A 25,990-nucleotide genomic window follows, 5' to 3' on the forward strand; every position below is an offset into this window, starting at 1 on the left:
AAGCCATCTGCCCATGATTCATATCCCGAAATCGGAATACAGCCGTCGCCGCAAGGCCCTGATGGCGCAGATGGAACCCAACAGCATCGCCATCCTGCCCGCCGCCGCAGTGGCCATCCGCAACCGCGATGTCGAGCACGTTTATCGTCAGGACAGCGACTTCCAGTACCTCAGCGGTTTTCCCGAGCCTCAAGCCGTCATCGTCTTGATGCCCGGCCGCGAGCACGGCGAATACGTACTGTTTTGCCGTGAGCGCAACGTCGAGCGAGAACTGTGGGACGGCCTGCGCGCAGGCCAGGAAGGCGCGATTCGCGACTTCGGTGCCGACGACGCGTTCCCCATCACCGACATCGACGACATCCTGCCGGGCCTGATCGAAGGGCGCGACCGGGTGTATTCGGCGATGGGCAGCAATCCGGAATTCGACCGGCACCTGATGGACTGGATCAACATCATCCGCGCCAATACGCACCGCGGGGCCCAGCCGCCGAACGAATACGTTGCGCTGGATCATCTGCTGCACGACATGCGTCTGTATAAATCGACCGCAGAAGTGAAGGTGATGCGTGAAGCTGCGCGGATTTCCGCTCGGGCGCACATTCGGGCGATGCAGGCCAGCCGGGCCGGGCTGCACGAGTTCAGCCTCGAAGCCGAGCTCGACTACGAGTTTCGCAAGGGCGGGGCGAAGATGCCGGCGTACGGTTCGATCGTCGCCGCCGGACGCAACAGCTGCATCCTGCATTACCAGCAGAATGACGCTGTACTCAAGGACGGCGATCTGGTGCTGATCGACGCCGGTTGCGAGATCGACTGCTACGCCAGCGACATCACCCGCACCTGGCCGGTCAGCGGCAAGTATTCAGCGGAACAGAAGGCGATCTACGAGTTGGTGCTGGCTTCCCAGGAAGCCGCCTTTGCCGAAATCGCCCCGAACAAGCACTGGAATCAGGCGCACGAAGCTACGGTCCGGGTGATCACTGCCGGTCTGGTGAAGTTGGGCTTGTTGCAGGGCGACGTCGACGAGCTGATCGCCAGCGAAGCCTATAAAGCGTTTTACATGCACCGCGCCGGGCACTGGCTGGGCATGGATGTGCATGACGTCGGCGAGTACAAGGTCGGCGGCGAATGGCGTGTGCTGGAAGTGGGCATGGCGCTGACCGTGGAACCGGGCATTTACATTGCTGCAGACAACCAGAACGTAGCGAAAAAATGGCGCGGCATTGGCGTGCGCATCGAGGACGACGTAGTGGTGACCAAAACCGGCTGTGAAATCCTGACCAGTGGCGTGCCGAAAACGGTCGCCGAGATCGAGGCCCTGATGGCTGCTGCCCGGACCTGCGCGGCATGAGTCGGGTCAATCTGGCAATCATCGGTGGGGGGCTGGTCGGCGCCAGCCTGGCGTTGGCGTTGCAGGCCGGGGCCAAGGCCCGCGGCTGGAAGATCGTGCTGATCGAACCCTTTGCGCCTGGGCATACTTATCAACCGAGCTACGACGCCCGTTCTTCGGCGCTGTCCTACGGTGCCAAACAGATTTACCAACGGTTGGGCGTGTGGCAGGAAATCTCCCGCCGTGCCGAGCCGATCAAGCAGATTCATGTCTCCGACCGTGGCCGCTTTTCTACCGCGCGCCTGTCGGCGATGGAAGAGGGCGTGCCGGCGCTGGGTTACGTGGTGGAAAACGCCTGGCTCGGCCAAAGCCTCTGGCAAGGTCTGGACAAGGACGTGGTCACTTGGCGTTGCCCCGCTGAAGTCACGCGCATGGAGCCGCTGACCGATGGCTATCGGCTGACGCTCAATGACGAAACCACCCTGGAATGCGACCTCGCGGTGCTGGCGGATGGCGGCCGTTCCGGGCTGCGCGAGCAACTGGGGATCGGCATCAAAAAACGTCCGTACAACCAGAGCGCGCTGATTGCCAACATCACCCCGAGCGAAGCGCACAACGGTGTGGCGTTCGAGCGCTTCACCGACGACGGTCCGATGGCGTTGCTGCCGTTGCCAGACAACCGTTGCGCGCTGGTCTGGACGCGCCTGGGCATGGACGCGCAACGGCTTGCGGCCCTCGATGAACGCAGTTTTCTCAGCGAGTTGCAGGGCGTGTTCGGTTACCGTCTCGGCACTTTGAAACAGGTCGGCGCACGGCATCTTTATCCCCTGACGCTGATCGAGGCCGAAGAGCAGGTCCGTCCGTATCTGGCGATCCTCGGCAACGCCGCGCACAGCCTGCACCCGATTGCGGGCCAGGGCTTCAACCTGTCGCTGCGCGATGCACAGGCGTTGGCCGATGCGCTGTTGGCGAGCGAAACATCACCGGGCGATTTTACGACGTTGCAGGCTTATCGCGAGCGTCAGCGGCTGGATCAGACCCTGACCGTGGGGTTCTCCGATCAGGTCACGCGATTGTTCGGCAGCACTCAACCGCTGGTCTCGCTGGGGCGCAACATTGGCCTGCTCGGACTCGATCTGCTGCCGCCGGCCAAGCGCTGGTTCGCCCGGCAGGCCATGGGCCTGGGTACGCGTCCCGATGCTTAAGTGGCTGACGGACACCTTCGGCAAAGCTCGGTTGATGCGTTGGTTCATGACCTTCTACCCGCCGTACCTCGGCGCCGGGGTTCGCGTGCAGCACATCAGCGATGATTTCCGGGACGTCAAGGTGTCCATGGGATTGGGCTGGTACAACCGCAATTACGTTGGCACGCAATTCGGTGGCAGCCTGTATTCGATGGTTGACCCGTTCTACATGCTGATGCTGATGGAAAACCTCGGACGCCATTACATTGTCTGGGACAAAGCGGCGGACATCGATTTCATCTCGCCGGGCAAAGGTCCGGTGTTTGCCAGTTTCAGGATCGACGAGACCTTGCTCGACGAGATCCGCCAGCAAACCGCGAACGGCGAAAAATACCTGCCGCAATTGCAGGTCGATATCCACGACGGCGCCGGCACCCTGGTGGCGCGGGTGCAGAAAACCCTTTACGTGCGGCTCAAGCCGCAAGCGAGACAGGCTTAAAGCATGGACATGCGCGCAGATCTGCTGATTGTCGGGGCCGGAATGGTCGGCAGCGCCCTGGCGCTGGCGTTACAGGCCAGCGGGTTGCAAGTGCTGTTGCTGGACGGCAGCCCCATGAGCGTCAAACCCTTCGACGGGCAAGCACCGTTCGAACCGCGAGTGAGCGCGTTATCGGCCGCCAGTCAGCGAATTCTCGAGCGCCTGGGTGTCTGGGACGGCATCGCCAGCCGGCGCTGCAGCCCCTACACCGACATGCACGTCTGGGACGGCAGCGGCACCGGGCAAATCCACTTTTCGGCCACCAGCGTGCACGCTGAAGTGCTCGGGCATATCGTCGAGAACCGTGTGGTTCAGGATGCCTTGCTCGACCGTTTGCACGACTGCGATCTGGGAATGCTGGCCAATGCGCGCTTGGAGCAGATGCGTCGCTCCGGTGATGACTGGCTGCTGACCCTTGCCGATGGCCGCACGTTGCGTTCGCCCTTGGTGATTGCAGCGGATGGCGCCAACTCGGCGGTGCGACGCCTGACCGGGGTGGCCACGCGCGAGTGGGATTACATGCACCACGCAATCGTCACCAGTGTGCGCAGCACTCAATCGCACCAACTGACGGCGTGGCAGCGCTTTACCGATAACGGTCCGCTGGCCTTCCTGCCGCTGGAGCGCGACGGTCAGCAGGATTGGTGCTCGATTGTCTGGTCCACCACGCCGAGCGAAGCCGAACGCTTGATGGCGCTGGATGACGAGGGTTTCTGTCGCGAACTGGAGCGGGCCTTTGAAGGCCGGCTCGGCAGCGTGCTCAGCGCCGATCCGCGTTTGTGCGTGCCGCTGCGCCAGCGCCATGCCAAGCGTTATGTGGCCGAAGGCCTGGCGCTGATCGGCGACGCGGCCCACACCATTCACCCGTTGGCCGGGCAGGGCGTGAACCTTGGTTTCCTTGATGCTGCCGTGCTGGCGGAAGTGCTGCTGCAAGCGGTTGAACGCGGCGAGCGGCTGGCGGATGTGAAAGTGCTGAGCCGGTACGAGCGGCGGCGCATGCCGCACAACCTGGCGTTGATGGCGGCGATGGAAGGGTTTGAACGGCTGTTCCAGGCAGACCCGTTGCCGATGCGCTGGTTGCGCAATGCCGGGTTGAAGATGGTTGACCAGATGCCGGAAGCCAAGGCGCTGTTTGTGCGTGAGGCGTTGGGGTTGATCGGGGATTTGCCGGCGCTGGCCAAGGCCTGAATTGGGCGCGGGCCCTGTGGTGAGGGGATTTATCCCCGTTCGGCTGCGCAGCAGTCGCTTATCTCCCCACAGGTGTGCCTGAGTTTCCTCGACTGCGGTTATAGGGTCGCTTCGCAACCCAACGGGGATAAATCCCCTCGCCACAGGGTCGGCTTCTCTGGCTGTGCAACATCTGGTAACTCCTCCGCGAACTGATCGATTGAGAAGCTAAATGTGAGTCCTTATCATTTGGCCTCACTTTTCAAATCGAGATCGCTCCCATGTTGGCACCGAAGCGTCTACTGACTGCACTCGCCCTGACCCTGATCGGCAGCACTGTCGCCCAGGCCGCTGACGAGGTGGTGGTTTACTCCTCGCGTATCGACGAGCTGATCAAACCGGTCTTCGATGCCTACACCGCGAAAACCGGCGTGCAGGTGAAGTTCATCACCGACAAGGAAGCGCCCCTGATGCAGCGCATCAAGGCCGAAGGCGAGAACGCCACCGCCGACCTGCTGCTGACCGTCGATGCCGGCAACCTCTGGCAGGCCGAGCAAATGGGCATCCTGCAACCCTTCACTTCGAAAACCATCGACGCCAACATCCCGCTGCAATACCGCGCGGCTTCCCACGCCTGGACCGGCCTGAGCCTGCGGGCGCGGACCATCGCTTACTCCACCACCCGGGTGAAGCCGGGCGAGTTGACCACTTATGAAGGGCTGGCCGACAAGAACTGGGAAGGCCGCCTGTGCCTGCGCACGGCCAAGAAGGTTTACAACCAGTCCTTGACCGCCACCATGATCGAAGTCCACGGCGCCGACAAAACCGAGAAAATCCTCAAGGGCTGGGTCAATAACCTGTCCACCGACGTATTCTCCGATGACGTTGCGGTACTGGAAGCGATCAACGCCGGTCAGTGCGACGTCGGCATCGTCAATACTTACTACTATGGCCGTCTGCACAAGCAGAAGCCGGACCTGGCGGTGAAGTTGTTCTGGCCAAACCAGGCTGACCGTGGCGTGCACGTCAATCTGTCGGGCATCGGCCTGACCAAACACGCACCGCACCCGGAAGCGGCGAAGGCGTTGGTGGAGTGGATGACCACGCCTGAGGCGCAGAAAATCTTTGCCGACGTGAACCAGGAATTCCCGGCCAACCCGGCAGTCGCGCCATCTGCGGAAGTTGCCGCCTGGGGCAAGTTCGTCGCCGATACCTTGCCGGTGGAAGTCGCCGGCAAGCGCCAGGCTGAAGCGATTCGCATGATGGATCGTGCTGGCTGGAACTGAGTCTGCTGTTTTAAAGAGCAAAAGATCGCAGCCTTCGGCAGCTCCTACAGGGTGTCCATCATCCCAACGTAGGAGCTGCCGCAGGCTGCGATCTTTTTGCGTTTAACGTACATTCGTTGATTTTGCGCAGAGAGCTTGTCCTTGGCCCACCCCGCCCAACGCCGCTGGTACCCCCTGGTCTTCGCCATCGCTGCGCTGGTCCTGCTGCCCCTCAGTGTTTTGCTGTTGTCATGGCAAACCATCGATCAGCAAATCTGGTCCCATCTCTGGGACACACAAATGCCACGGCTGCTGGGCAACACGCTGACTCTGGTGCTTGGCGTCGGTGTCGGCGTCACGCTGTTGGGCGTCAGCCTTGCCTGGCTCACCAGCCTCTGCGAATTTCCCGGTCGACGCTGGCTGGACTGGGCGTTGATGTTGCCGTTCGCGATCCCCGCCTACGTACTGGCCTTCGTTTTCGTCGGGCTGCTGGATTTTGCCGGTCCCGTACAAACGTTGATGCGCGAATGGTTTGGCACGGGCTTGCGGCTACCGCGAGTGCGCTCGACCGGTGGCGTCATCCTCGTTCTGGTGCTGGTTTTTTATCCCTACGTTTACCTGTTGGCGCGCACGGCGTTTCTGGCGCAGGGCAAAGGCCTGATGGAAGCGGCGCGAGTCCTCGGCCAATCCCCTTGGCAGGCGTTCTGGCGAGTCGCTTTGCCGATGGCACGTCCGGCCATTGGCGCGGGTGTAGCGCTCGCGCTGATGGAAACCCTGGCGGATTTCGGCGCGGTGTCGGTGTTCAACTTCGACACGTTCACCACGGCCATCTACAAGACCTGGTACGGATTTTTCAGCCTCTCCACCGCTACGCAACTGGCTAGCCTGTTGTTGCTGGTGGTAATGCTGGTGCTGTACGGCGAGCGCCGTGCTCGCGGGGCGAACCGGGCGAGCAACGAACGACCACGGGTCAAGGCGCTGTACCACCTGCGCGGTTTCAAAGCGCTGGCGGCGACGAGTTGGTGTGGTCTGGTGTTCGCCTGCGCATTTGTCATTCCCATGCTGCAACTGGTGGTGTGGTTCTGGCAGCGTGGGCGCTTCGATCTGGATGAGCGTTACGCCGGGTTGATCGTTCACACCCTGTACCTGGGCAGCATGGCGGCGCTGATCACCGTCAGTGTTGCGCTGGTGCTGGTGTTTGCCCGGCGTCTGGCGCCGACCCGGGCGATCCGTTCCGGAGTCAGCCTGGCCAATCTCGGCTACGCCTTGCCGGGCTCGGTATTGGCGGTGTCGATCATGCTGGCGTTCAGCTATCTGGATCGACAATGGGTCATCCCGATCTCGGGCTGGCTCGGCGGCGCCGGCAAACCCTTGCTGTTGGGCAGCCTGTCGGCCTTGTTGCTGGCGTATCTGGTGCGCTTCATTGCGGTGGCTTACGGGCCGCTCGAAAGCAGCCTGGCGCGAATACGGCCCTCTTTGCCCGAAGCGGCACGTAGCCTTGGCGTCAGTGGGCCACGACTGTTTTTCAAAGTGTATCTGCCGTTGCTGTTGCCCGGGACGTTGAGCGCAGCGCTGCTGATATTTGTCGACGTGCTTAAGGAAATGCCCGCGACCCTGCTGATGCGCCCGTTTGGCTGGGACACGCTGGCCGTGCGCATCTTCGAAATGACCAGCGAAGGCGAGTGGGCGAGAGCATCGCTGCCGGCCCTGACCCTGGTTTTGGTCGGGCTGTTACCAGTCATCGGATTGATTCGACGTTCGGCGCATCGAAACACCTAGGTGTCAGTCCTACACCTTGCGGCTACAATGCGCGGCATTCGGTGCGGTCCGTCCTACAGACCTGGTCGCTTAAATCGGCTGAAAGCCTTTAATTCAAAGGCTTTTACCCCGTGCAGCACCGGCCCGCATCTTCGCCACGCCCGGAAGGAGAAACCCATGGGACAGCGTACGCCTCTGTATGACCTTCATCTCGCCCTCGGCGCGAAGATGGTCGATTTTGGCGGTTGGGATATGCCTTTGCATTACGGCTCGCAGGTTGAGGAGCACCATCAGGTGCGCCGAGATTGCGGGGTTTTTGATGTATCCCACATGACCGTGATCGATGTCGGCGGCCCCCAGGCCAAGGACTGGCTCCAGCATTTGCTGGCCAATGACGTCGAACGCCTGCACAGCCCTGGCCGTGCCTTGTACAGCACCATGCTCAATGAGCGCGGCGGCATCGTCGACGACATGATTGTCTATCGCCTCGATGAGGGTTATCGACTGGTGGTCAACGCCTCCACTCGCGACCAGGATCTGGCGTGGATGCAGGCACACCTTGATGGCTTCGAGGTTCAAATCCACGAGCGCTCGGAAATGGCGATGCTGGCCATCCAGGGCCCGCATGCCCGACACAAAATCTCCGAACTGGTCACCCAGTCTCGCGGCAACCTGATCCAGCTGCTCAAGCCGTTTGAAGGCCAGGCGGACGGTGACTGGTTTATCGCCCGCACTGGTTACACGGGCGAGGACGGTCTGGAAATCATTCTGCCAGCCAATCAGGCCCCCGGGTTTTTCAACGATCTGGTCGGTGCCGGCATCTCGCCCATTGGGCTGGGTGCGCGGGATACGCTGCGGGTCGAAGCCGGCATGAACCTGTACGGCCAGGACATCCATCAAGACGTTTCGCCACTGGCCTCGAACATGGCCTGGAGCATTGCCTGGGAGCCGGCCACTCGTCAGTTCATCGGCCGCGCTGCCCTGGAAGCCGAGCGGGCTCAGGGCGTACAGCACAAACTGGTCGGCCTGGTCCTTGAAGAGCGTGGGGTTTTGCGCGCTCATCAAGTGGTCCGTATCGCCAATGTTGGCGAAGGAGAGATCACCAGTGGTAGTTTCTCTCCTACGCTTAGCAAGTCGATTGCACTGGCGCGCGTGCCGATGGCAACTGCCGACCGCGCGGAAGTGGAAATCCGTGGCAAGTGGTACCCCGTCCGAGTGGTCAAACCGACCTTCGTACGCCACGGCAAAACCTTGATCTAACCTTTTCTGGCGGGCAACGACCGCTGACAATTTCCTTGAGGACACAGAACATGAGCGATATCCCTGCCGACCTGCGTTTTGCCGAAAGTCACGAATGGGCCCGCCTGGAAGCCGATGGCACCGTCACCGTGGGCATCAGCGATCACGCTCAGGAAGCCTTGGGCGATGTGGTGTTTGTCGAGCTGACTGAGGTTGGAAAAGTCTTCGCAGCCGGTGATCAATCCGGTGTGGTGGAGTCGGTCAAAGCGGCGTCCGATATCTATTCCCCGGTGGCCGGTGAAGTGATTGTGATCAACGAGGAACTGAGCGCTAATCCGGAACTGCTCAACTCCGATCCGTACAGCGCCTGGATCTTCAAGCTCAAGCCAAGCAACACGGCTGATCTGGAAAAGCTGCTTGATGCGGCTGGCTACAAGGCCCATATCGGCGAGTAAGCCTTGCGCGTCACCCAAAGCCCCGACCTGTCGGGGCTTTTTATTGCCCGCAGATTGCCCCCCTGTAGGAGCGAGCTTGCTCGCGATGAACCAGAGAACAACGCTGGGTGGCAGGCTTACAGCGTCATCGTTAAAGACCATCGCGAGCAAGCTCGCTCCTACAGGATTTGCGTCTGATATCGACTGCTATGCTGTTTTGACCGTATCGCATCGACGCAGAGCGCCAGTCCAGAGAGAGCCCGTCATGTCCCAGTTGCCGTCCCTGAGCCAGTTACGCGACCCCAATGTCTTCCTCCGCCGCCACCTCGGCCCCGATGCCGCCGAGCAGCAGGCCATGCTCGACAGCCTTGGCGTCGGTAGTCGGGTCGAGCTGATCGAGCAGACCGTACCGCCGGGAATCCGCCTGAACCGGGCGCTCGACCTGCCGCCGGCCCTCGACGAAGAAGCCGCACTCGCCAAACTGCGCGGTTACGCCGAGCAGAACCAGGTCTGGACCAGCCTGATCGGCATGGGTTACCACGGCACGCTGACGCCGACCGTCATCTTGCGCAACGTGTTGGAAAACCCCGGTTGGTACACCGCTTACACACCCTATCAACCGGAGATCGCCCAAGGCCGGCTTGAAGCGCTGCTCAACTTCCAGCAATTGACCATCGACCTGACCGGACTCGAGCTGGCCAACGCTTCGCTGCTGGATGAAGCCACGGCGGCGGCGGAAGCCATGGCGTTGGCCAAGCGAGTCGCCAAATCCAGAAGCAACCTGTTCTTCGTCGATGAAAACTGTCATCCGCAGACCATTTCCGTGGTGCAAACCCGCGCCGAAGGCTTCGGTTTCGAGCTGATCATCGACACGGTGGACAACCTGAAACAGCACCAGGTGTTCGGCGCGCTGCTGCAATATCCCGACACCCACGGAGAAATCCGCGACCTTCGTCCGTTGATCGATCATCTGCATGCGCAACAAGCGCTGGCCTGCGTCGCCACCGACCTGCTGAGCCTGCTGTTGCTGACGCCGCCGGGAGAGTTGGGCGCCGACGTGGTGTTCGGCTCGTCCCAGCGCTTCGGTGTGCCGATGGGTTATGGCGGGCCGCATGCGGCGTTTTTTGCCAGTCGCGATGAGTACAAACGAGCGATTCCGGGGCGGATCATCGGCGTCTCGAAAGATGCCCGCGGCAACACGGCGTTGCGCATGGCCCTGCAAACCCGCGAGCAACATATCCGTCGGGAGAAGGCCAATTCAAACATCTGCACCGCGCAGGTGCTGCTGGCCAACATCGCCAGTTTTTATGCGGTCTACCACGGCCCGGAAGGCTTGAAACGAATTGCCCAGCGCGTTCACCGATTGACCTGCATTCTCGCGGCGGGCCTGGAGCGCCACGGCATTACTCGCCTCAACCAGCATTTTTTCGACACGCTGACGCTGGAGGTCGGGGGTACTCAGACCGCGATCATCGAAAGCGCCCAGGCCGCGCAGATCAACTTGCGTATTCTCGGGCGCGGGCAGTTGGGGCTGAGCCTCGACGAAACCTCTGACGAAACCACCGTGGCGAAACTGTTCGATGTGTTCCTCGGTGCCGATCATGGGCTCAACGTCGACGGACTGGACGCAGAGACACTGCCTTCCGGTATCCCCGACGGGCTGCTGCGTTCTTCCCCGTACCTGCGTCACCCGGTGTTCAGCGCGCACCACAGCGAAACCGAGATGCTGCGCTACCTCAAACAATTGGAGAACAAGGACCTTGCGCTCAACCAGTCGATGATTCCGCTGGGCTCTTGCACCATGAAGCTCAACGCCACCAGCGAGATGATCCCCATCACCTGGCCGCAATTCGCCAACCTGCACCCGTTTGCGCCAAAAGAACAGGCGGTCGGTTATTCGCTGATGATCGAGGAGCTTGAGCGCTGGCTGTGCGCGATTACCGGTTTCGATGCGATTTGCATGCAACCCAACTCCGGCGCCCAAGGTGAATACGCCGGGCTGCTGGCGATCCGCAAATACCACGAGAGTCGCCACGAGGGCGCGCGGGACATCTGCCTGATCCCGTCTTCGGCCCACGGCACTAACCCCGCTTCCGCGCAGATGGCCGGAATGCGCGTGGTCATCGTCGAGTGTGACGAAGCGGGCAACGTCGATCTGGATGACCTGAAGGAAAAAGCCGCCCACGCCGGGGACAAACTCGCCTGCCTGATGGCGACCTATCCTTCGACCCACGGCGTCTACGAGGAAGGCATCAGCGAAATCTGCGAAGTTATCCACAGCCACGGCGGACAGGTCTACATGGATGGCGCCAACCTCAACGCGCAAGTCGGGTTGGCGCGGCCGGCGGACATCGGCGCCGATGTCTCGCACATGAACCTGCACAAAACCTTCTGCATTCCCCATGGCGGCGGCGGGCCGGGCATGGGCCCGATTGGCGTGCGCGCGCACCTCGCGCCGTTTGTGGCCAATCACCCGGTGGTGGCCATTGAAGGACCGCTGCCGCAGAACGGTGCGGTCAGCGCGGCACCTTGGGGCAGCGCGAGCATTCTGCCGATCAGCTGGATGTACATCGCCATGATGGGGCCGCAACTGGCGGACGCCAGCGAGGTGGCTATCCTCGCCGCGAATTACCTGGCGCAGCATTTGTCCGGGGCATTCCCGGTGCTCTACACCGGTCGCAACGAACGGGTGGCCCATGAATGCATTCTCGACCTGCGGCCGCTCAAGGCGCTGACCGGGATCAGCGAAGAGGACGTCGCCAAGCGCCTGATGGACTACGGCTTCCACGCGCCGACCATGTCGTTCCCGGTACCGGGCACCTTGATGGTTGAGCCCACCGAAAGTGAATCGAAAGCAGAGCTGGACCGGTTTATCGGCGCGATGTTGAGCATTCGCGCTGAGATTACCGAGGTGCAGAACGGCAACTGGCCGGCCGAAGACAACCCGCTGAAACGCGCGCCGCACACATTGGCCGATATCACCGGAGTCTGGGAGCGGCCTTACACCATCGAGCAGGCCGTGACGCCGGATGCGCACACCAAGGCGCACAAGTACTGGCCGGTGGTGAATCGGGTGGATAACGTTTATGGCGACCGGAACCTGTTCTGCGCCTGCGTTCCGGTGGACGATTACCGCTGAAAGATCAAAAGATCGCAGCCTTCGGCAGCTCCTACGTTGGAATGCGCCCTCCCGTAGGAGCTGCCGAAGGCTGCGATCTTTGCTTTTCAATGGACAAAAAAATGCCGCTCATGTGAGCGGCATTTTGTTCAGCGGACAAACTTACTCGGAAGCAACGGCATTCTTCGCCAAAATCGCATTCGCCAGTTCCATGTCCGTGGCCTGCAGGCCTGGATTATCAGCGCGGACTTTCTGCATCGCGGCTTCCAGGTACGGCCCACGGATACCGCCGTCACTGGCAACGAAACTGCCAGCATCGTCCTGGGCGGCAATGATCAGTTTGTGATCCTTGAAAGTCAGGTAGGTCGAACCGGTGGTCGCACCGGACGAAAGGACGTTACGCCAAAAGCTGTCGGCCATCGCCGAACCGACTGGAAGGGACAACAGGGCGATGGTAGCAACAGCAAGTTTGAGACGCATAAGGTGACTCCACTGGATTAACTACGGGCTTGGATTGCCAAGTACCCATTGGGTTCCATGCCCTCTATACAAGTCATCACACTATCTCTGCTCACTCTGCGGGGTCACTCGCAGCACCTCTTCAATCGTGGTCAAACCCGCGGCAACTTTCTGCGCGCCCGACAGCCGCAAGCTGCGCATGCCTTCCTTGAACGCCTGACGGCGGATCGCCAGCAAATCGGAGTCGGAATGGATCAGCGCTTTGACGCTGTCAGTCAGCTGCATGATCTCGTAAACCCCGGCGCGACCGCGATAGCCGGTGTCGCGGCACTCCAGGCAGCCGATGGCGCGCTGCGCATTGCCGGGCAGCGGCGCCTGCCAGGGTTTGGTCAGGGTTTGCCAGTCTTCCTCGCTCAGTGTCAGCGGTGCCTTGCAGTGCGGGCACAAGGTTCGCACCAGGCGCTGGGCCATGACGCCGAGTACCGTGGCCTTGATCAGGTAATGCGGCACGCCGAGTTCCAGCAGGCGGCTGATCGCGCTGGGTGCATCGTTGGTGTGCAGCGTCGAAAGCACCAGGTGGCCGGTGAGCGCCGCCTGAATCGCCATTTCGGCGGTTTCGAGGTCGCGAATCTCGCCGATCATGATGATGTCCGGGTCTTGGCGCATCAGTGCGCGCACCCCGGCGGCGAAGGTCAGGTCGATGTTGTGTTGCACCTGCATCTGGTTGAAGGCCGGCTCGACCATTTCGATCGGGTCTTCAATGGTGCAGAGGTTGACCTCCGGCGTCGCCAGTTTCTTCAGCGTGGTGTAGAGCGTGGTGGTTTTGCCCGAACCGGTCGGGCCGGTCACCAGAATGATGCCGTTCGGCTGGCTGGTCATGTCCTGCCAGCGTCGCAGGTCTTCGGCGGAGAAGCCCAACTGATCGAAGTCCTTGAGCAGCACTTCAGGGTCGAAGATCCGCATGACCATTTTTTCGCCAAACGCCGTTGGCAACGTCGACAGCCGCAGCTCGACTTCCCCTCCGTCCGGGGTCTTGGTTTTCACCCGGCCGTCCTGGGGTTTGCGTTTTTCCGCGACGTTCATTCGCCCCAGGCTTTTCAGGCGACTGACAATCGCCATGGTCACCTGCGGCGGGAATTGATAGACGTTGTGCAACACGCCGTCAATGCGAAAGCGCACGGTGCCTTGCTCGCGCCGGGGTTCGATGTGGATATCGCTGGCGCGTTGCTGGAAGGCGTACTGGAACAGCCAGTCGACGATATTGACGATGTGCGCGTCGTTGGCGTCCGGCTCCTGGTCGCTGGCACCGAGATTGAGCAGTTGCTCGAAGTTGCCCAGGGAGTTGCTCTGCGCATCGGCGGTGGTCGCGCCGCTGACCGATTTCGCCAGGCGAAAAAACTCCACGCTGAAGCGCTGGATATCCACCGGATTGGCCACTACGCGCTTGATCGGCAGTTTCAATACGTGGGTCAGGTCGGCTTCCCAACCGGTGACGTAGGGCTGGGCACTGGCCACCGTCACCGCGTCGCGATCAACGGCCACCGCAAGAATTTTGTGGCGCTGGGCGAAGGCGTAGGACATCAGCGGGGTAATGGCGGCGACGTTGATTTTCAGCGGATCGATGCGCAGGTAAGGCTGACCGGCCTGCTGCGACAACCATAGGGTCAGGCTTTCCAGGTCCAGATGTTTGCCTGCTCGGCTGAGGTCGTCCAGCTGCTGGCTGGCGACAAATTCCAGTGGGTGCATCTGGCCGTTGGCGGCATGCCGACGACGGGCGTTGAGCGCGTGCTCGGCCGAGTCCTGGCTGATGAAGCCTTGGGCGACCAGTTCGCGCAGCAAATCATTGAGATCCAGCCAGCGGTCCTGAATGGCAAGTTGAACGGACATGCGGGCTCCTCGTGAACAACAGTTCGCCAAGGATAGTCGCGGACCCGCCAACCGTTGGGCCACTACCCGACGAAGCCGTATCAGGTTTTTTCAGCCGGCCGCCTGCGTCGCTTCAACCCATGCGGAATCAGCCGCTTGCAGGTCCACCGAGCAGACGCTGATCAGGTTACGCAATTTGTCCGCGAGCACTTGAGCGCGGTGCCAGCTCAGCCCGTCGATGACAAGGTCGATCGCCAGCAGATCGTCGGTGCGCTGTACGTTGAGCTGCTGCGGCGTCAGACATTGCAACGCGAACAGATTCAGCGCCCGGCACAGCAGATCCGGTTCCGCTTCGGCCAGCAGTTGATAGTGGACTCGGCAGTGGGCGTTGCTGACGTTCCAGACATCGGCGCGGGTGGGCGGGGTATTGACGGCTTCGAGGTGCGGCATGATCGGTCTCCAAATTCACTGAAGGAATTTTTACATTCGAGGCCGGGTATTTCTTATCTATCATGGGGCGTATTGGCGATTTGCCGAATCATGTAATTCAATCAGGCATCAATCAAAGGTTTTTTTATGCAAAGCGAGCTGGATGGCTACGACCGCAAGATTCTCGCGTTGCTGCAAGAGGACGCTTCGCTGTCCAGCGCGCAAATCGCCGAACAGGTGGGGCTCTCGCAATCGCCGTGCTGGCGGCGGATTCAGCGGATGAAGGAAGAGGGGATCATTCGCGCTCAGGTGACGCTGCTCGACCGAAAGAAAATCGGGCTAAACACGCAGATCTTTGCCGAGGTCAAACTCAATGCCCATGGGCGGTCGAATTTCACCGAATTCACCGAGGCGATTCGCGGTTTTCCCGAAGTGCTGGAGTGTTATGTGCTGATGGGGTCGGTGGATTTTTTGCTGCGGATTGTGACGGCGGATATCGAGGCGTATGAGCGGTTCTTTTTCGAGAAGCTGTCGATGGTGCCGGGGATACAGGAGGTGAACTCGATTGTGGCGCTGTCGGAGATCAAGTCGACGACGAGTTTGCCGGTGTTGCGGTGAAGCAAAAGATCGCAGCCTTCGGCAGCTCCTACAGAGTTGCGTACATCCGTAGGAGCTGGCGAAGCCTGCGATCTTTTGGCGGCGTTACATACGCAGCAGCATTTTCCAGGCACGATTCTGGTAGACCGCAATCGCCTGCTGCTTGCGAGCATCCAGCGATTCTTCGGTGATCGGCTCGTTAGCCAGCAGCGCCAGTTGCTTGAGCTCGCCGTACAGGCGATCCATTTCCGGGATGTCCAGCACGCCGCGGGCATGGTGCATCCAGGCCTGGATGCGTTCGATGCGCGGCAGCTGTTCGGCCAGGTCTTCCGGCTGTTGCTGATAACGCTGCAATTGTAGAGACGTCGCTTCCTCGCCCAACAGGCGCGGCAGCCAGCTGCCCAATTGAGCGGCGCCCTGGCGATTGCCGCGCACGTTGCGATCGGCCGCCCACGTACGGGCCAGCAACCAGCGCGAAGTGTTCAGCGAGAACAGGCCCCAACGCGGGTCTTCCAGTTCTTCGAGGAACTGCTCCGGCGCGGCTTTGCGCACGTCTTCATCGTCCAGACCGGCTTGAACCAGTGGACGCCAGTCTTCGAGCAAGGCGTCCAGCGCGATGCGCAGATCGTGTGTCGACTGACGCGGCGCGGCCTGGCCCAGGCTGCTCAGCAGCGCGCGCAATTCGGCGAGGTTTTCGACCCAGTCCTGCAACAGGCGCCAGTGGCCATTGAAGCGATACTGCTCGGCCAGACGCTGGCTGCTGCCCAACAAGTGCCAGCTCAGCGCGGCGAACGCGTCGTCGAGCGGCGTTTCGGCGCTGATCTGCGGGGCTGGCAGACTCAGCGAGTAGCTGTTGGCGTCGTACAAACGGTAACCACGTTCGGCCTTGCTGATGTCACACGGCATCAGGGCCAGGGTCGCGGCCAGTTCGGCGGCCAGTTCCAGCAGCGCGGCCGGCTCGCCTTCGCGTAATTCCAGTTCCAGCTCGCAGATCTCTTCTTTCTGCTTGCCGACCACAACGTGACCCAGGTCCAGCGCGGCTTCGATGACCACTTTGGCCTTGCCACGGCCCCAGGCGATTTCAGCGCGTTCGCGGACGAAATCGGTGGTGAAGATCGGCTTCAGGGTTTTCTTGTCCAGCTCGGCCAATTCTTCTGGCCAGCATTCGCCGTCGAGCTTTTTCACGTCAAGCTTGGCTTTGGGCAGGTTCCAGTCGTACTCGTTACGCTCGGACAAACCGGCGACGCTCTGGCCACGGGTCTTGAGCGTCTGAATCACTTCTTCGCCATCGCGGCGCAGGCGCAAGGCAACCTTGGCGCGGGCCAGGTCGCGCTCAGGCGTGTCGAAGTACTGGTTCATCAGTTCACGGCGTTCCCAGCCATTTTTGTTGCGCTTTTTCAGTAGCGGGTGCTCGCGCAGGGCAGCGAGGGTTTCGCGGCTGACGCGGAGTTTGATTTCAGTTTCTTTCTGCATGGCCGGAAAATCCAGGATCGGGAGCGCAGCCGGGGAAATGTGTGGCTGCCAAGGTCGTGCAGTGTACAGGACTCAACAGGCCCTATGCGGCGCGACGGTTTATTCCTGTCACTGGATGGCTCTATGATGGACTTCAATTCGGAGTTGGAGTCAGCGATGCCTTTGCCTTCCATGAAAGATCAGTTCGCTGCGCTGATCGCCGCACCGTCTGTCAGCTGTACCCAGGCCAGCCTCGATCAAACCAACCGCCCGGTGATCGACTTGCTGGCGACCTGGCTCGGCGATCTGGGTTTTGCCTGCGACATCCAGCAGGTCAGCCCTGGCAAATTCAACCTGCTGGCCAGCTTCGGTTCCGGCCCGGGTGGTCTGGTGCTGGCCGGGCATAGCGACACCGTGCCGTTCGATGGAGCGTTGTGGCAGACCGATCCGCTGAAACTGACCGAGGTCGATGGCCGCTGGGTCGGTTTGGGCAGTTGCGACATGAAAGGCTTTTTCGCCCTCGCCATCGAAGCCGTCTTGCCCTTGCTCGACCAGCCGTTCAAGCAGCCGTTGCTGATCCTCGCCACCTGCGATGAAGAAAGCTCGATGTCCGGCGCGCGCGCCTTGGCCCAAGCCGGCCGTCCGCTGGGCCGGGCAGCGGTGATCGGCGAGCCGACTGGCCTGAAGCCGATCCGCATGCACAAGGGCATCATGATGGAGCGCATCGACATTCTCGGTCAGAGCGGCCATTCCTCGGACCCGCGCCTGGGTCATAGCGCCCTCGAAGCCATGCACGATGCCATCGGTGAACTGCGCGGCTTGCGCCTGTTGTGGCAGCGCGAATTTCGCAATCCGCAATTTGGGGTGCCGATGCCGACCATGAATTTCGGTTGCATTCATGGTGGCGACAACCCCAACCGGATTTGCGGGCAGTGCTCGCTCGAGTTCGATCTGCGTCCGTTGCCCGGCATGGACCCCAAGGCGCTGCGCGCGGAGATTCTGCAGAGACTCAAACCGGTAGCCGAACGGCATCAGGTGAAGATCGATTACGCGCCGCTGTTTCCCGAAGTGCCGCCCTTCGAGCAGGCCGAAGACGCCGAATTGGTGCGCATCGCGGAAAAGCTCACCGGCCATCGCGCCGAAGCAGTAGCGTTCGGCACCGAAGCGCCTTATCTTCAGCAACTTGGCTGCGAGACACTGGTGCTTGGCCCGGGCGACATCGCCTGCGCTCACCAACCGGGGGAATACCTCGAAATGTCACGTTTGCAGCCTACCGTGCATCTATTACGACAGTTGATTGAACATTACTGCCTGACCCCGGCCTCTGTTGATCGAACGCAAGCCCCGTAGGAGCTGCCGAAGGCTGCGATCTTTTGACTTTTATTCTCAAGATCAAAAGATCGCAGCCTTCGGCAGCTCCTACCGGGGTCGCGTTTAAATTGCCGGTGTTCAAACCCGTATCCATGAGGAGAGCGCGCGTGTCGCCAAGCCTGTTCCGACGATAACCATCAGCCCGTTGTGCGTTTTCCGCTTCGCCCATTTTTTGGCTGCTATTTATTACAGGCCCAGGTTCATGCCCGAATACGTTAATTGGCTTCGTCACGCTTCGCCTTACATCAATGCCCACCGCGATTGCACCTTCGTCGTCATGCTGCCCGGCGACGGCGTGGAGCATCCGAACTTCGGCAATATCGTCCACGACCTGGTGTTGTTGCACAGTCTGGGGGTGCGACTGGTGCTGGTTCACGGTTCCCGTCCGCAAATTGAAACCCGCCTCGCCGCACGTGGCCTGACCCCGCATTACCACCACGGGATGCGCATCACCGATGCCGCGACCCTTGAATGTGTGATCGATGCGGTCGGCCAGTTGCGCATCGCCATCGAAGCGCGGCTGTCGATGGACATGGCCTCGTCGCCGATGCAGGGCTCGCGCCTGCGGGTGGCGGGCGGCAATCTGGTCACCGCTCGGCCGATCGGCGTGCTCGAAGGCGTCGACTATCACCACACCGGCGAAGTGCGCCGGGTCGACCGCAAGGGCATCAACCGTCTGCTGGACGAGCGCTCGATTGTGCTGCTGTCGCCGCTGGGCTACTCGCCGACCGGTGAGATCTTCAACCTCGCCTGTGAAGACGTGGCCACCCGCGCGGCCATCGATCTGGGTGCAGATAAGTTGCTCCTGTTTGGCGCCGACCCGGGCTTGATCGATGAGAACGGGCGCCTGGTGCGTGAGCTGCGTCCGCAACAAGTGCCGGCGCATTTGCAGCGTCTGGGCAGCAACTATCAGGGCGAACTGCTGGATGCCGCGGCCGAGGCTTGCCGGGGCGGTGTGGCGCGCAGTCATATCGTCAGTTACGCCGAAGATGGCGCGCTGCTCACCGAACTGTTCACCCGCGACGGTGGCGGGACGCTGGTGGCGCAGGAGCAATTCGAGATCGTACGCGAAGCGGCGATCGAGGACGTCGGCGGTTTGCTGGATTTGATCAGCCCGCTGGAAGAGCAGGGGATTCTGGTGCGTCGTTCGCGCGAGGTGCTGGAGCGCGAGATCGAGCAATTCAGCGTGGTCGAACGCGAAGGCATGATCATCGCCTGCGCAGCGCTGTATCAGATTGCCGATTCGGATGCTGGAGAGTTGGCGTGCCTGGCGGTAAACCCGGAGTACCGTCATGGTGGTCGTGGGGACGAGTTGCTGGAGCGAATCGAAACCCGCGCCCGGGCGCAGGGTTTGAACACCTTGTTCGTCCTCACCACCCGCACTGCCCACTGGTTCCGTGAGCGCGGGTTTGTGCCGAGCAGCGTCGAGCGCCTGCCGTCGGCGCGGGCTTCGCTGTACAACTATCAGCGTAATTCGAAGATCTTCGAAAAAACCCTGTAATCACACGGACCCTGTAGGAGCGAGCTTGCTCGCGAAAAACTTGAGAACGCCGCGGGGTGTCAGGTTTCCAGCGTTATCGTTGACGACCATCGCGAGCAAGCTCGCTCCTACAGGTCGGTGTGTTACTCGGTGACGAACTTCGCACTGACATACGGCGAGTAATCCGCCAGCACCGTTTCAACCTTGCCTTGTTCCTTCAAAAACTTCGCCGTTTCCCCAATCGCTTTCGCCGTGCCGCCGTCCAGCAGTGCGGTGGTTTGCTGGGCCTTGGCGTCCGGGAAGGCAGAACCGGCCAGCAGCTCCGGCACATCGGCGGCATTGGCACCGGTCAGTTTGGCGATTTTCTGCACCGGTACCGAATCGGCGGTCCAGCTGTCTTTGTGCGCGGCGTATTCGGCGAACGAATCCAGGGTGACCTTGGCGAATTTCGCCACGACGTCCGGGTGCTTCTCGGCGTAATCCTTGCGCGCTACCCAGACTTCGAACGTCGGTGCACCCCATTGGCCGACCTGTGCAGCGTCGGTCAAGGTCTTGCCGGTCTTGCGAATTTCCCCCAGCGCCGGTGACCAGACGAACGCGCCATCAATGTCGCCGCGCTTCCAGGCCGCGGCGATTTCCGCCGGCTGCAAATTCACCACTTTGACTTTCGAGGCATCCAGGCCCCAGTGCTTCAGCGCGCCCAGCAAGCTGTAGTGAGAGGTCGAAACGAAAGGCGTGGCGATGGTCTTGCCGATCAGATCTTGCGGTTTATCAATCCCGCTGCCATTGCGCACCACCAAAGCTTCGGCGGCATTGATCTGCGCAGAAACAATGAACGCGACAATCGGCAGATTGCGCGAGGCCGCTGCGGCCAGCGGACTTGAGCCGAGGTTGCCGATCTGCACGTCGCCAGAGGCAATCGCCGTAACCACTTCAGGACCGCTATTGAAACGACGCCAGTCAATTTTCTGGCCAATGGTTTTCTCGTACAGTCCATCCGCCTGCGGGACTTTGCTCGGGTCGATGCCGGTCTGGTAGCCGACTGTGAGGTCCGCTGCCTGAGCGCTCAAAGAAAATAAAACCGATACACAAACTGTAACAATTGGGCTGGATAGTGCGCGCTTGGTCGTCATGGCGGAGCCTTCGATGAGATGAGATGCGGGGTGCATTGAATCTAATCGATCTAAAAAACGGCCAATAAATACCTTTTGGGAATTAGCTTATGAGCGGCTCTTGTGATGAGGCATCGCTTGGCGCAATACCGAAATGGAATGAAAAAAAGTGGAGTGCTTCTTTTTAGGTTTATGAGGCGTTCATAGCCCTGCAAGGACCGAATTGATGGGGGTTAGACCATGGTCGTAGACACACAAGGTTACGATTGACTTGAAGGTCACGGTCCGGCGCTAATCGCAAATCCTAGGATCCCGGGCACTTGACTCAGGGCCAGGAACACAAGAATTAGAAACGAGAGGAGCTTAACAATGAACAAGTCCACCTTGGCCTTGGCCGTGGCCGTAGGGGTTTTGGCGCAGCAGGCAGGCGCCGCAGGTTTCATCGAAGACAGTAAGGCTTCCGTCAGTTCTCGCACGATGTATTACAACGCCGATTCCCGCGAAGGTCCTTCTACTCCTGCGAACAATCAGCGAGAGACCGCGCAGGGCTTCAAGTTCGATTTCCTGTCGGGTTTCACCCAGGGCGTAGTCGGTTTTGGTTTTGACGCCCAGGCGCTGGTCGGGATCCATCTGGACGGTGGCAAGGGCCATCACCCGGATAACAACACGTTCTTCCCAAGCGACAGCGACGGTTCGGCCTCCGACCCGTGGAGCCGCGTAGCCGGTAACGTCAAGGCACGCATCTCGAAGACCGAGGCCCACCTGGGTGGCGCGCTGCAACCGAACATGCCGATCCTGGTTGCGAACGACAGCCGTCTGCTGCCTCAGACTTTCGAAGGTGGCACCATCACCTCGAAAGAGATCGACAATTTTACGTTCAACGTCGGTCAACTCGAACATGCCGAGGGCCGTGCCTCGTCCAACACCACCGGGCTGGCCATCTCTACCCTTGGCACTGCGAAAGAAAGCAACCAGTTCCGTTATGCCGGTGCCGACTGGAAAGTGACCAAAGACCTGACGCTGCAGTACTACCACGCCAACCTGGAAGACTATTACAAGCAAAACTTCTTTGGCCTGGTGCATGTGTTCCCGATCAGCGCTACCCAGTCTTTCAAGACCGACCTGCGCTACTTTGACAGCAGCTCCGACGGCAAGAATGGTGATGCTGGTTATCGCTTCAACAACAACAATGGTTACGCCAAGACCCCGGGCGAGGTTGATAACACCACCTGGAGCGCCATGTTCACCTACACCTTGGGTGGCAACGCCTTCCTGGTCGGTCACCAACGCGTCAGCGATGACGGTGGCTTCGTATATCTGAACCAGGGCAACGTAGTCGACGGCAATGGCCGCAATGAAGGCGCGGGCGGCTCGAGCTTCTATCTATTTACAGACGCCATGATCAACGGCTTCGTCCGTGCTGGCGAGAACACCACTTTCGGTCAGTACACGTACGACTTCGCTTCGCTGGGGATTCCAGGCCTGAAGGCCTCGGCTGCCTATCTGCGCGGCGAGAACATCAAAGCGGCCAATGGCGTGGGTAAAGACTTGACCGAGTGGGAGCGAGATCTGCGAGTGGATTACGTGATCCAGACGGGTTCATTGAAAGGCTTCGGTGCCACGCTGCGTCACGGCACTTACCGTGGTGACACTCCGAACGCGCTTACAGACTCTTCCCGCATCAACTCCCAGGACCAAACCCGCCTGATCTTCAACTACACCTACAGCTTCCTGTAACACGCTTCACCGAGAGAGCCTCGCCGGCGGGCGGGGCTTTTTTTCATTCTTTTTTTAATATTCCAATTCGACCTTACATAGGAATTTATTATTCTTTTTAGCTTTTAATCAAAACCCCTAAAGTGCATGCCATCGGGGCCGATACCCTGTGTCCCTAGCGATATAAGTGCCGGTTTTTATTTCCAAATGGCATGAAAAAGCAGTGAAATAAATTGTTATAGGTTTACCATGCGGGCCCATAACACCGTGGCCAGACCCTTGATCTAGACGCATCGGAAGGGATGGACCATGGGGCACGATTTTGCTTTGACTGCACATTTCAGGATCCGGAGCATTCGACTCAGGACCGAAAAAATTAGAAACGAGAGGAGCGAAACAATGAACAAGTCCACCTTGGCCATGGCTGTGGCCGTTGGGGTTTTGGCGCAGCAGGCAAGCGCCGCCGGTTTCATCGAAGACAGCAAGGCAACATTGGGGCTGCGTAACTTCTACATCAACACGGATAACCGTGACGGTACTGCCCAACCAAGTCGAAACGAAGAGTGGGGCCAAGGCTTCGATCTGCGTTTCATTTCCGGCTATACCCAAGGCACTGTCGGTTTCGGTATCGACGCCATCGGCCTGCTGGGTGTACGGCTGGACTCCGGCGGCGGCACTAACGGCAACGTTGCCGCGAATGGCAACCCTGGCACCGCTTACGGTGGCACTGTGTTTCCGAGCGAGTCTAACGGCCAAGCGGTGGATAACTTCTCCAGCCTGGGCCTGACCGCCAAAGCCAAGATCTCGCAGACCGAACTGAAGCTGGGTACGCTGCAGCCGAAGAACCCGGTAATCGTGACCAACGACGGTCGTCTGCTGCCACAAACCTGGCAGGGTGGTCAGATCACCTCTGGCGAAATCAAGGACCTGACCCTGGTTGGCGGTCAGATTGAGGCTGTGAAAGGTCGCAACTCCAGCAACAACGAAAATCTGTCGATCAATGGTGCGTCACCGCGTATCACCAACAGCAACAAGTTCATCTACGCCGGTGGTGACTACAAAATCACCAAAGACCTGACCGCCCAGTACTACTACGGCAACCTGGAAGACTTCTACAAGCAACACTTCCTGGGTCTGGTGCACAACTGGGCAATCGGTCCAGGCGTATTGAAGTCTGACCTGCGTTACTTCAACAGTTCGGATGACGGTGCCAACGGTCACGACCCGCTGTACTTCAGCTCGGGCAACTACAGCAACACTTCAACTGGTAAAGGCAAGGTCGACAACAACCTGTACAGCGGCCTGTTCCTGTACTCCGTGGCCGGTCACACCTTCGGTGGCGGTTATCAGGTCAGCAACGGCAGCAGCGACTTCCCTTGGCTGAACCAGGGCGACGGTTCGTCGAACTACACCATCACCGACATGCAAATCCAGAAGTTCGGCCGTGCCGGCGAGCGCACTTGGCAAGCACGCTATTCGTATGACTTCGCCAAAGTAGGCGTGCCTGGCCTGACCGCCGGCCTGGTTTACTTGCGCGGCGACGATATCGATACCAACCGTGTCAGCGCCACAGTGCCTGCAGGTAACAACAGCACTGAATGGGAACGCGACCTGACTGTCGGTTACGTCGTCCCGGAAGGCCCGCTGAAAAACGTTGGCTTCATGTGGAAAAACGCTACCTGGCGGACCAACATCCCGGGCGTTCGCTCCCAGGATGAAAACCGCCTGATCCTCAGCTACTCGATCCCGCTGTTGTAACAGCGCTCGCGTAATCGCTGAAAAAAGCCCCGCCCGGCATCACGCCGGGCGGGGCTTTTGCGTTTTCGGGGTTGGGTGAATCGATGTTTATATTTCTTATCGATCTAATAAACTCTTTATTTATTCTTTTTATAAAATCTGAAAGCCAAGCTACAGTTGATTCCTACCACCCACTCCTCAGGAGCCCACCATGAGCATCAGACTCGGCGACATCGCCCCCGACTTCGAGCAGGAATCCAGCGCTGGCACAATCCGTTTCCATGAGTGGCTGGGCGACAGCTGGGGCGTGCTGTTTTCCCACCCTGCGGACTTCACCCCGGTGTGCACCACCGAGCTGGGCTTCACCGCCAAGCTCAAGGATGAATTCGCCCAGCGCGGGGTCAAGGCCATCGCGCTGTCCGTGGACCCGGTGGACTCGCACCACAAGTGGATCGAGGACATCAACGAAACCCAGAACACTGTCGTCAACTTCCCGATCCTGGCCGACGCTGATCGCAAGGTTTCGGACCTGTACGACCTGATTCACCCTAACGCCAACGACACCCTGACCGTGCGTTCGCTGTTCGTGATCGACCCGAACAAAAAGGTTCGTTTGACCATTACCTACCCGGCGAGCACCGGGCGTAACTTCCATGAAATCCTGCGGGTGATCGACTCGCTGCAACTCACCGACAACTACAAAGTAGCGACCCCGGCCAACTGGAAGGACGGCGATGAAGTGGTGATCGTGCCGTCGCTCCAGGATCCGGAGGAAATCGAGAAACGCTTTCCCAAGGGCTATCGCGCAGTGAAGCCGTACCTGCGTTTGACGCCCCAGCCGAATCGTTAAGATCAAAAGATCGCAGCCTTCGGCAGCTCCTACGCACCGATCCAGGTAGGAGCTGCCGAAGGCTGCGATCTTTAAGGCATCCACCAAAGCAGGGAAATTTCAGGCCATTTAGATGGCCCTTTTTTTGCCTGGAATAAAATTTTTTATATCTCTTAAACGCATAACCAAATGAATAAATATGATTTATAGATATATAAATCACCTGTTAAGGTCACATCCACCTCAGCGAGATCGCAAACCGCGAATCGCCAACACCGTTCAAGGAATCGCCTGAATGCTGGTTGTCTCACTCGGTGGCAGTCCCAGCCAACGCTCCCGCTCCGGGGTGCTGCTGGAACGCTCCCAGCGCTGGTTGCAGGAGCAAGGTGTGGAAGTGGTGAGTTACCAGGTGCGGGACTTCCCGGCTGAAGACTTGCTGCACGCCCGCTTCGATAGCCCGAAGGTCATCGACCTGCTGCAACAGATTGAAAACGCCGACGGCCTGCTGATCGCCACCCCGATTTACAAGGCCTCGTTCTCCGGCGCACTGAAGACCGTGCTGGATTTGCTGCCTGAACGCGCCCTGGCCCACAAAGTGGTATTGCCGATGGCCACCGGTGGCAGCATCGCGCACATGCTGGCGGTGGATTACGCGCTCAAGCCGGTGCTGTCGGCCTTGAAAGCGCAGGAAATGCTCCACGGGATTTTCGCCGTCGACAGCCAGATCAGCTACGGTGAGGGCAGCGCCAAGGCACAGCTGGCGCCGGAGCTGGAAGAACGACTGAACGAATCACTGGAGCTGTTTTTCAGCGCCATGGCGCGACGGCCAAAGCCGATTGATCCGAACCTGTTGAACGAACGTTTGTTGAGTGCTCGCTGGAGCATTTAAGCCCGAATTGATGTACTCACCTT

The 25,990-nt window shown here is 60.0% G+C and carries 21 protein-coding genes; 16 read left to right on the top strand and 5 right to left on the bottom strand.

Going from position 1 to position 25,990, the window contains the following annotated elements:
* The first annotated feature begins 13 nt into the window (after window positions 1–13).
* The 9 genes from pepP to gcvP all read left to right on the top strand — a co-directional run bounded on the left by pepP (window position 14) and on the right by gcvP (window position 12,051).
* On the top strand, window positions 14–1,348 hold the full coding sequence (pepP, locus tag F8N62_RS23965; protein WP_150712988.1) for a Xaa-Pro aminopeptidase: 1,335 nt from the start codon (window positions 14–16) through the stop codon (window positions 1,346–1,348).
* Window positions 1,345–2,532: a 2-octaprenyl-6-methoxyphenyl hydroxylase gene (gene ubiH / locus F8N62_RS23970; RefSeq protein WP_150712989.1), complete on the top strand. Its 1,188-nt coding sequence runs from the start codon at window positions 1,345–1,347 to the stop codon at window positions 2,530–2,532. Before pepP ends, ubiH begins: the two co-directional genes overlap by 4 nt.
* Complete coding sequence (locus tag F8N62_RS23975) at window positions 2,525–3,010, top strand: DUF4442 domain-containing protein (protein ID WP_150712990.1); 486 nt, start codon at window positions 2,525–2,527, stop codon at window positions 3,008–3,010. The genes ubiH and F8N62_RS23975 overlap by 8 nt, the downstream gene beginning before the upstream one ends.
* Window positions 3,011–3,019: 9 nt before the next feature.
* Window positions 3,020–4,237: a 2-octaprenyl-3-methyl-6-methoxy-1,4-benzoquinol hydroxylase gene (locus tag F8N62_RS23980; protein WP_191632431.1), complete on the top strand. Its 1,218-nt coding sequence runs from the start codon at window positions 3,020–3,022 to the stop codon at window positions 4,235–4,237.
* A gap of 260 nt (window positions 4,238–4,497) precedes the next feature.
* The gene (locus tag F8N62_RS23985; RefSeq protein WP_150712992.1) at window positions 4,498–5,502 is read left to right on the top strand and encodes an extracellular solute-binding protein; all 1,005 of its coding nucleotides are present in this window, start codon (window positions 4,498–4,500) and stop codon (window positions 5,500–5,502) included.
* A 141-nt stretch (window positions 5,503–5,643) separates the two neighbouring features.
* On the top strand, window positions 5,644–7,260 hold the full coding sequence (locus F8N62_RS23990; protein WP_150712993.1) for an ABC transporter permease: 1,617 nt from the start codon (window positions 5,644–5,646) through the stop codon (window positions 7,258–7,260).
* A gap of 156 nt (window positions 7,261–7,416) precedes the next feature.
* A complete protein-coding gene (gene gcvT, locus F8N62_RS23995; protein ID WP_150712994.1) occupies window positions 7,417–8,499 on the top strand; it encodes a glycine cleavage system aminomethyltransferase GcvT in 1,083 nt (360 codons plus the stop codon).
* Between the two features lie 50 nt (window positions 8,500–8,549).
* The gene (gene gcvH / locus F8N62_RS24000; RefSeq protein WP_150712995.1) at window positions 8,550–8,933 is read left to right on the top strand and encodes a glycine cleavage system protein GcvH; all 384 of its coding nucleotides are present in this window, start codon (window positions 8,550–8,552) and stop codon (window positions 8,931–8,933) included.
* Between the two features lie 244 nt (window positions 8,934–9,177).
* Window positions 9,178–12,051, top strand: coding sequence for an aminomethyl-transferring glycine dehydrogenase (gene gcvP, locus F8N62_RS24010; protein WP_150712996.1), 2,874 nt, complete (start codon window positions 9,178–9,180; stop codon window positions 12,049–12,051).
* 141 nt (window positions 12,052–12,192) lie between these two features.
* On the opposite strand, the gene F8N62_RS24015 is transcribed toward gcvP, so the two are convergent.
* The 3 genes from F8N62_RS24015 to F8N62_RS24025 all read right to left on the bottom strand — a co-directional run bounded on the left by F8N62_RS24015 (window position 12,193) and on the right by F8N62_RS24025 (window position 14,805).
* Window positions 12,193–12,510, bottom strand: coding sequence for a DUF2388 domain-containing protein (locus F8N62_RS24015; RefSeq protein WP_150712997.1), 318 nt, complete (start codon window positions 12,508–12,510; stop codon window positions 12,193–12,195).
* Between the two features lie 81 nt (window positions 12,511–12,591).
* Window positions 12,592–14,376 carry a GspE/PulE family protein gene (locus F8N62_RS24020; protein WP_150712998.1) on the bottom strand — a complete coding sequence of 595 codons (1,785 nt, stop codon included), beginning with the start codon at window positions 14,374–14,376 and terminating at the stop codon, window positions 12,592–12,594.
* Between the two features lie 90 nt (window positions 14,377–14,466).
* Window positions 14,467–14,805, bottom strand: coding sequence for a hypothetical protein (locus tag F8N62_RS24025; RefSeq protein WP_150712999.1), 339 nt, complete (start codon window positions 14,803–14,805; stop codon window positions 14,467–14,469).
* Window positions 14,806–14,931: 126 nt separating this feature from the next.
* Between F8N62_RS24025 and F8N62_RS24030 the strand changes: the two genes are divergently transcribed.
* Window positions 14,932–15,402 (top strand): Lrp/AsnC family transcriptional regulator, encoded by a 471-nt coding sequence (locus F8N62_RS24030; protein ID WP_150713000.1) that lies wholly within the window; start codon window positions 14,932–14,934, stop codon window positions 15,400–15,402.
* Between the two features lie 84 nt (window positions 15,403–15,486).
* On the opposite strand, the gene F8N62_RS24035 is transcribed toward F8N62_RS24030, so the two are convergent.
* On the bottom strand, window positions 15,487–16,854 hold the full coding sequence (locus F8N62_RS24035; RefSeq protein ID WP_150713001.1) for an inorganic triphosphatase: 1,368 nt from the start codon (window positions 16,852–16,854) through the stop codon (window positions 15,487–15,489).
* Between the two features lie 156 nt (window positions 16,855–17,010).
* On the opposite strand from F8N62_RS24035, the gene argE reads away from it, so the two are divergent.
* Together argE and argA are read left to right on the top strand one after the other, a co-directional pair.
* Window positions 17,011–18,183 (top strand): acetylornithine deacetylase, encoded by a 1,173-nt coding sequence (argE, locus tag F8N62_RS24040; protein ID WP_150713002.1) that lies wholly within the window; start codon window positions 17,011–17,013, stop codon window positions 18,181–18,183.
* Between the two features lie 223 nt (window positions 18,184–18,406).
* The gene (gene argA, locus F8N62_RS24045; protein WP_150713003.1) at window positions 18,407–19,705 is read left to right on the top strand and encodes an amino-acid N-acetyltransferase; all 1,299 of its coding nucleotides are present in this window, start codon (window positions 18,407–18,409) and stop codon (window positions 19,703–19,705) included.
* 122 nt (window positions 19,706–19,827) lie between these two features.
* Here the strand turns inward: argA and tauA are convergent, their stop codons facing one another.
* The gene (gene tauA, locus F8N62_RS24050; protein WP_150713004.1) at window positions 19,828–20,817 is read right to left on the bottom strand and encodes a taurine ABC transporter substrate-binding protein; all 990 of its coding nucleotides are present in this window, start codon (window positions 20,815–20,817) and stop codon (window positions 19,828–19,830) included.
* A gap of 348 nt (window positions 20,818–21,165) precedes the next feature.
* Between tauA and F8N62_RS24055 the strand changes: the two genes are divergently transcribed.
* The 4 genes from F8N62_RS24055 to ssuE all read left to right on the top strand — a co-directional run bounded on the left by F8N62_RS24055 (window position 21,166) and on the right by ssuE (window position 25,967).
* Window positions 21,166–22,533 carry an OprD family porin gene (locus F8N62_RS24055; RefSeq protein ID WP_150713005.1) on the top strand — a complete coding sequence of 456 codons (1,368 nt, stop codon included), beginning with the start codon at window positions 21,166–21,168 and terminating at the stop codon, window positions 22,531–22,533.
* Window positions 22,534–22,911: 378 nt separating this feature from the next.
* Window positions 22,912–24,270 carry an OprD family porin gene (locus F8N62_RS24060; protein WP_150713006.1) on the top strand — a complete coding sequence of 453 codons (1,359 nt, stop codon included), beginning with the start codon at window positions 22,912–22,914 and terminating at the stop codon, window positions 24,268–24,270.
* A 190-nt stretch (window positions 24,271–24,460) separates the two neighbouring features.
* Window positions 24,461–25,099: a peroxiredoxin gene (locus tag F8N62_RS24065; RefSeq protein ID WP_150713007.1), complete on the top strand. Its 639-nt coding sequence runs from the start codon at window positions 24,461–24,463 to the stop codon at window positions 25,097–25,099.
* A gap of 274 nt (window positions 25,100–25,373) precedes the next feature.
* Complete coding sequence (ssuE, locus tag F8N62_RS24070) at window positions 25,374–25,967, top strand: NADPH-dependent FMN reductase (RefSeq protein ID WP_150713008.1); 594 nt, start codon at window positions 25,374–25,376, stop codon at window positions 25,965–25,967.
* Window positions 25,968–25,990 lie beyond the last annotated feature (23 nt).

It is taken from the genome of Pseudomonas fluorescens (genome assembly GCF_902497785.1).
GTDB classification, from domain to species: Bacteria; Pseudomonadota; Gammaproteobacteria; order Pseudomonadales; family Pseudomonadaceae; genus Aquipseudomonas; species Aquipseudomonas fluorescens_BO.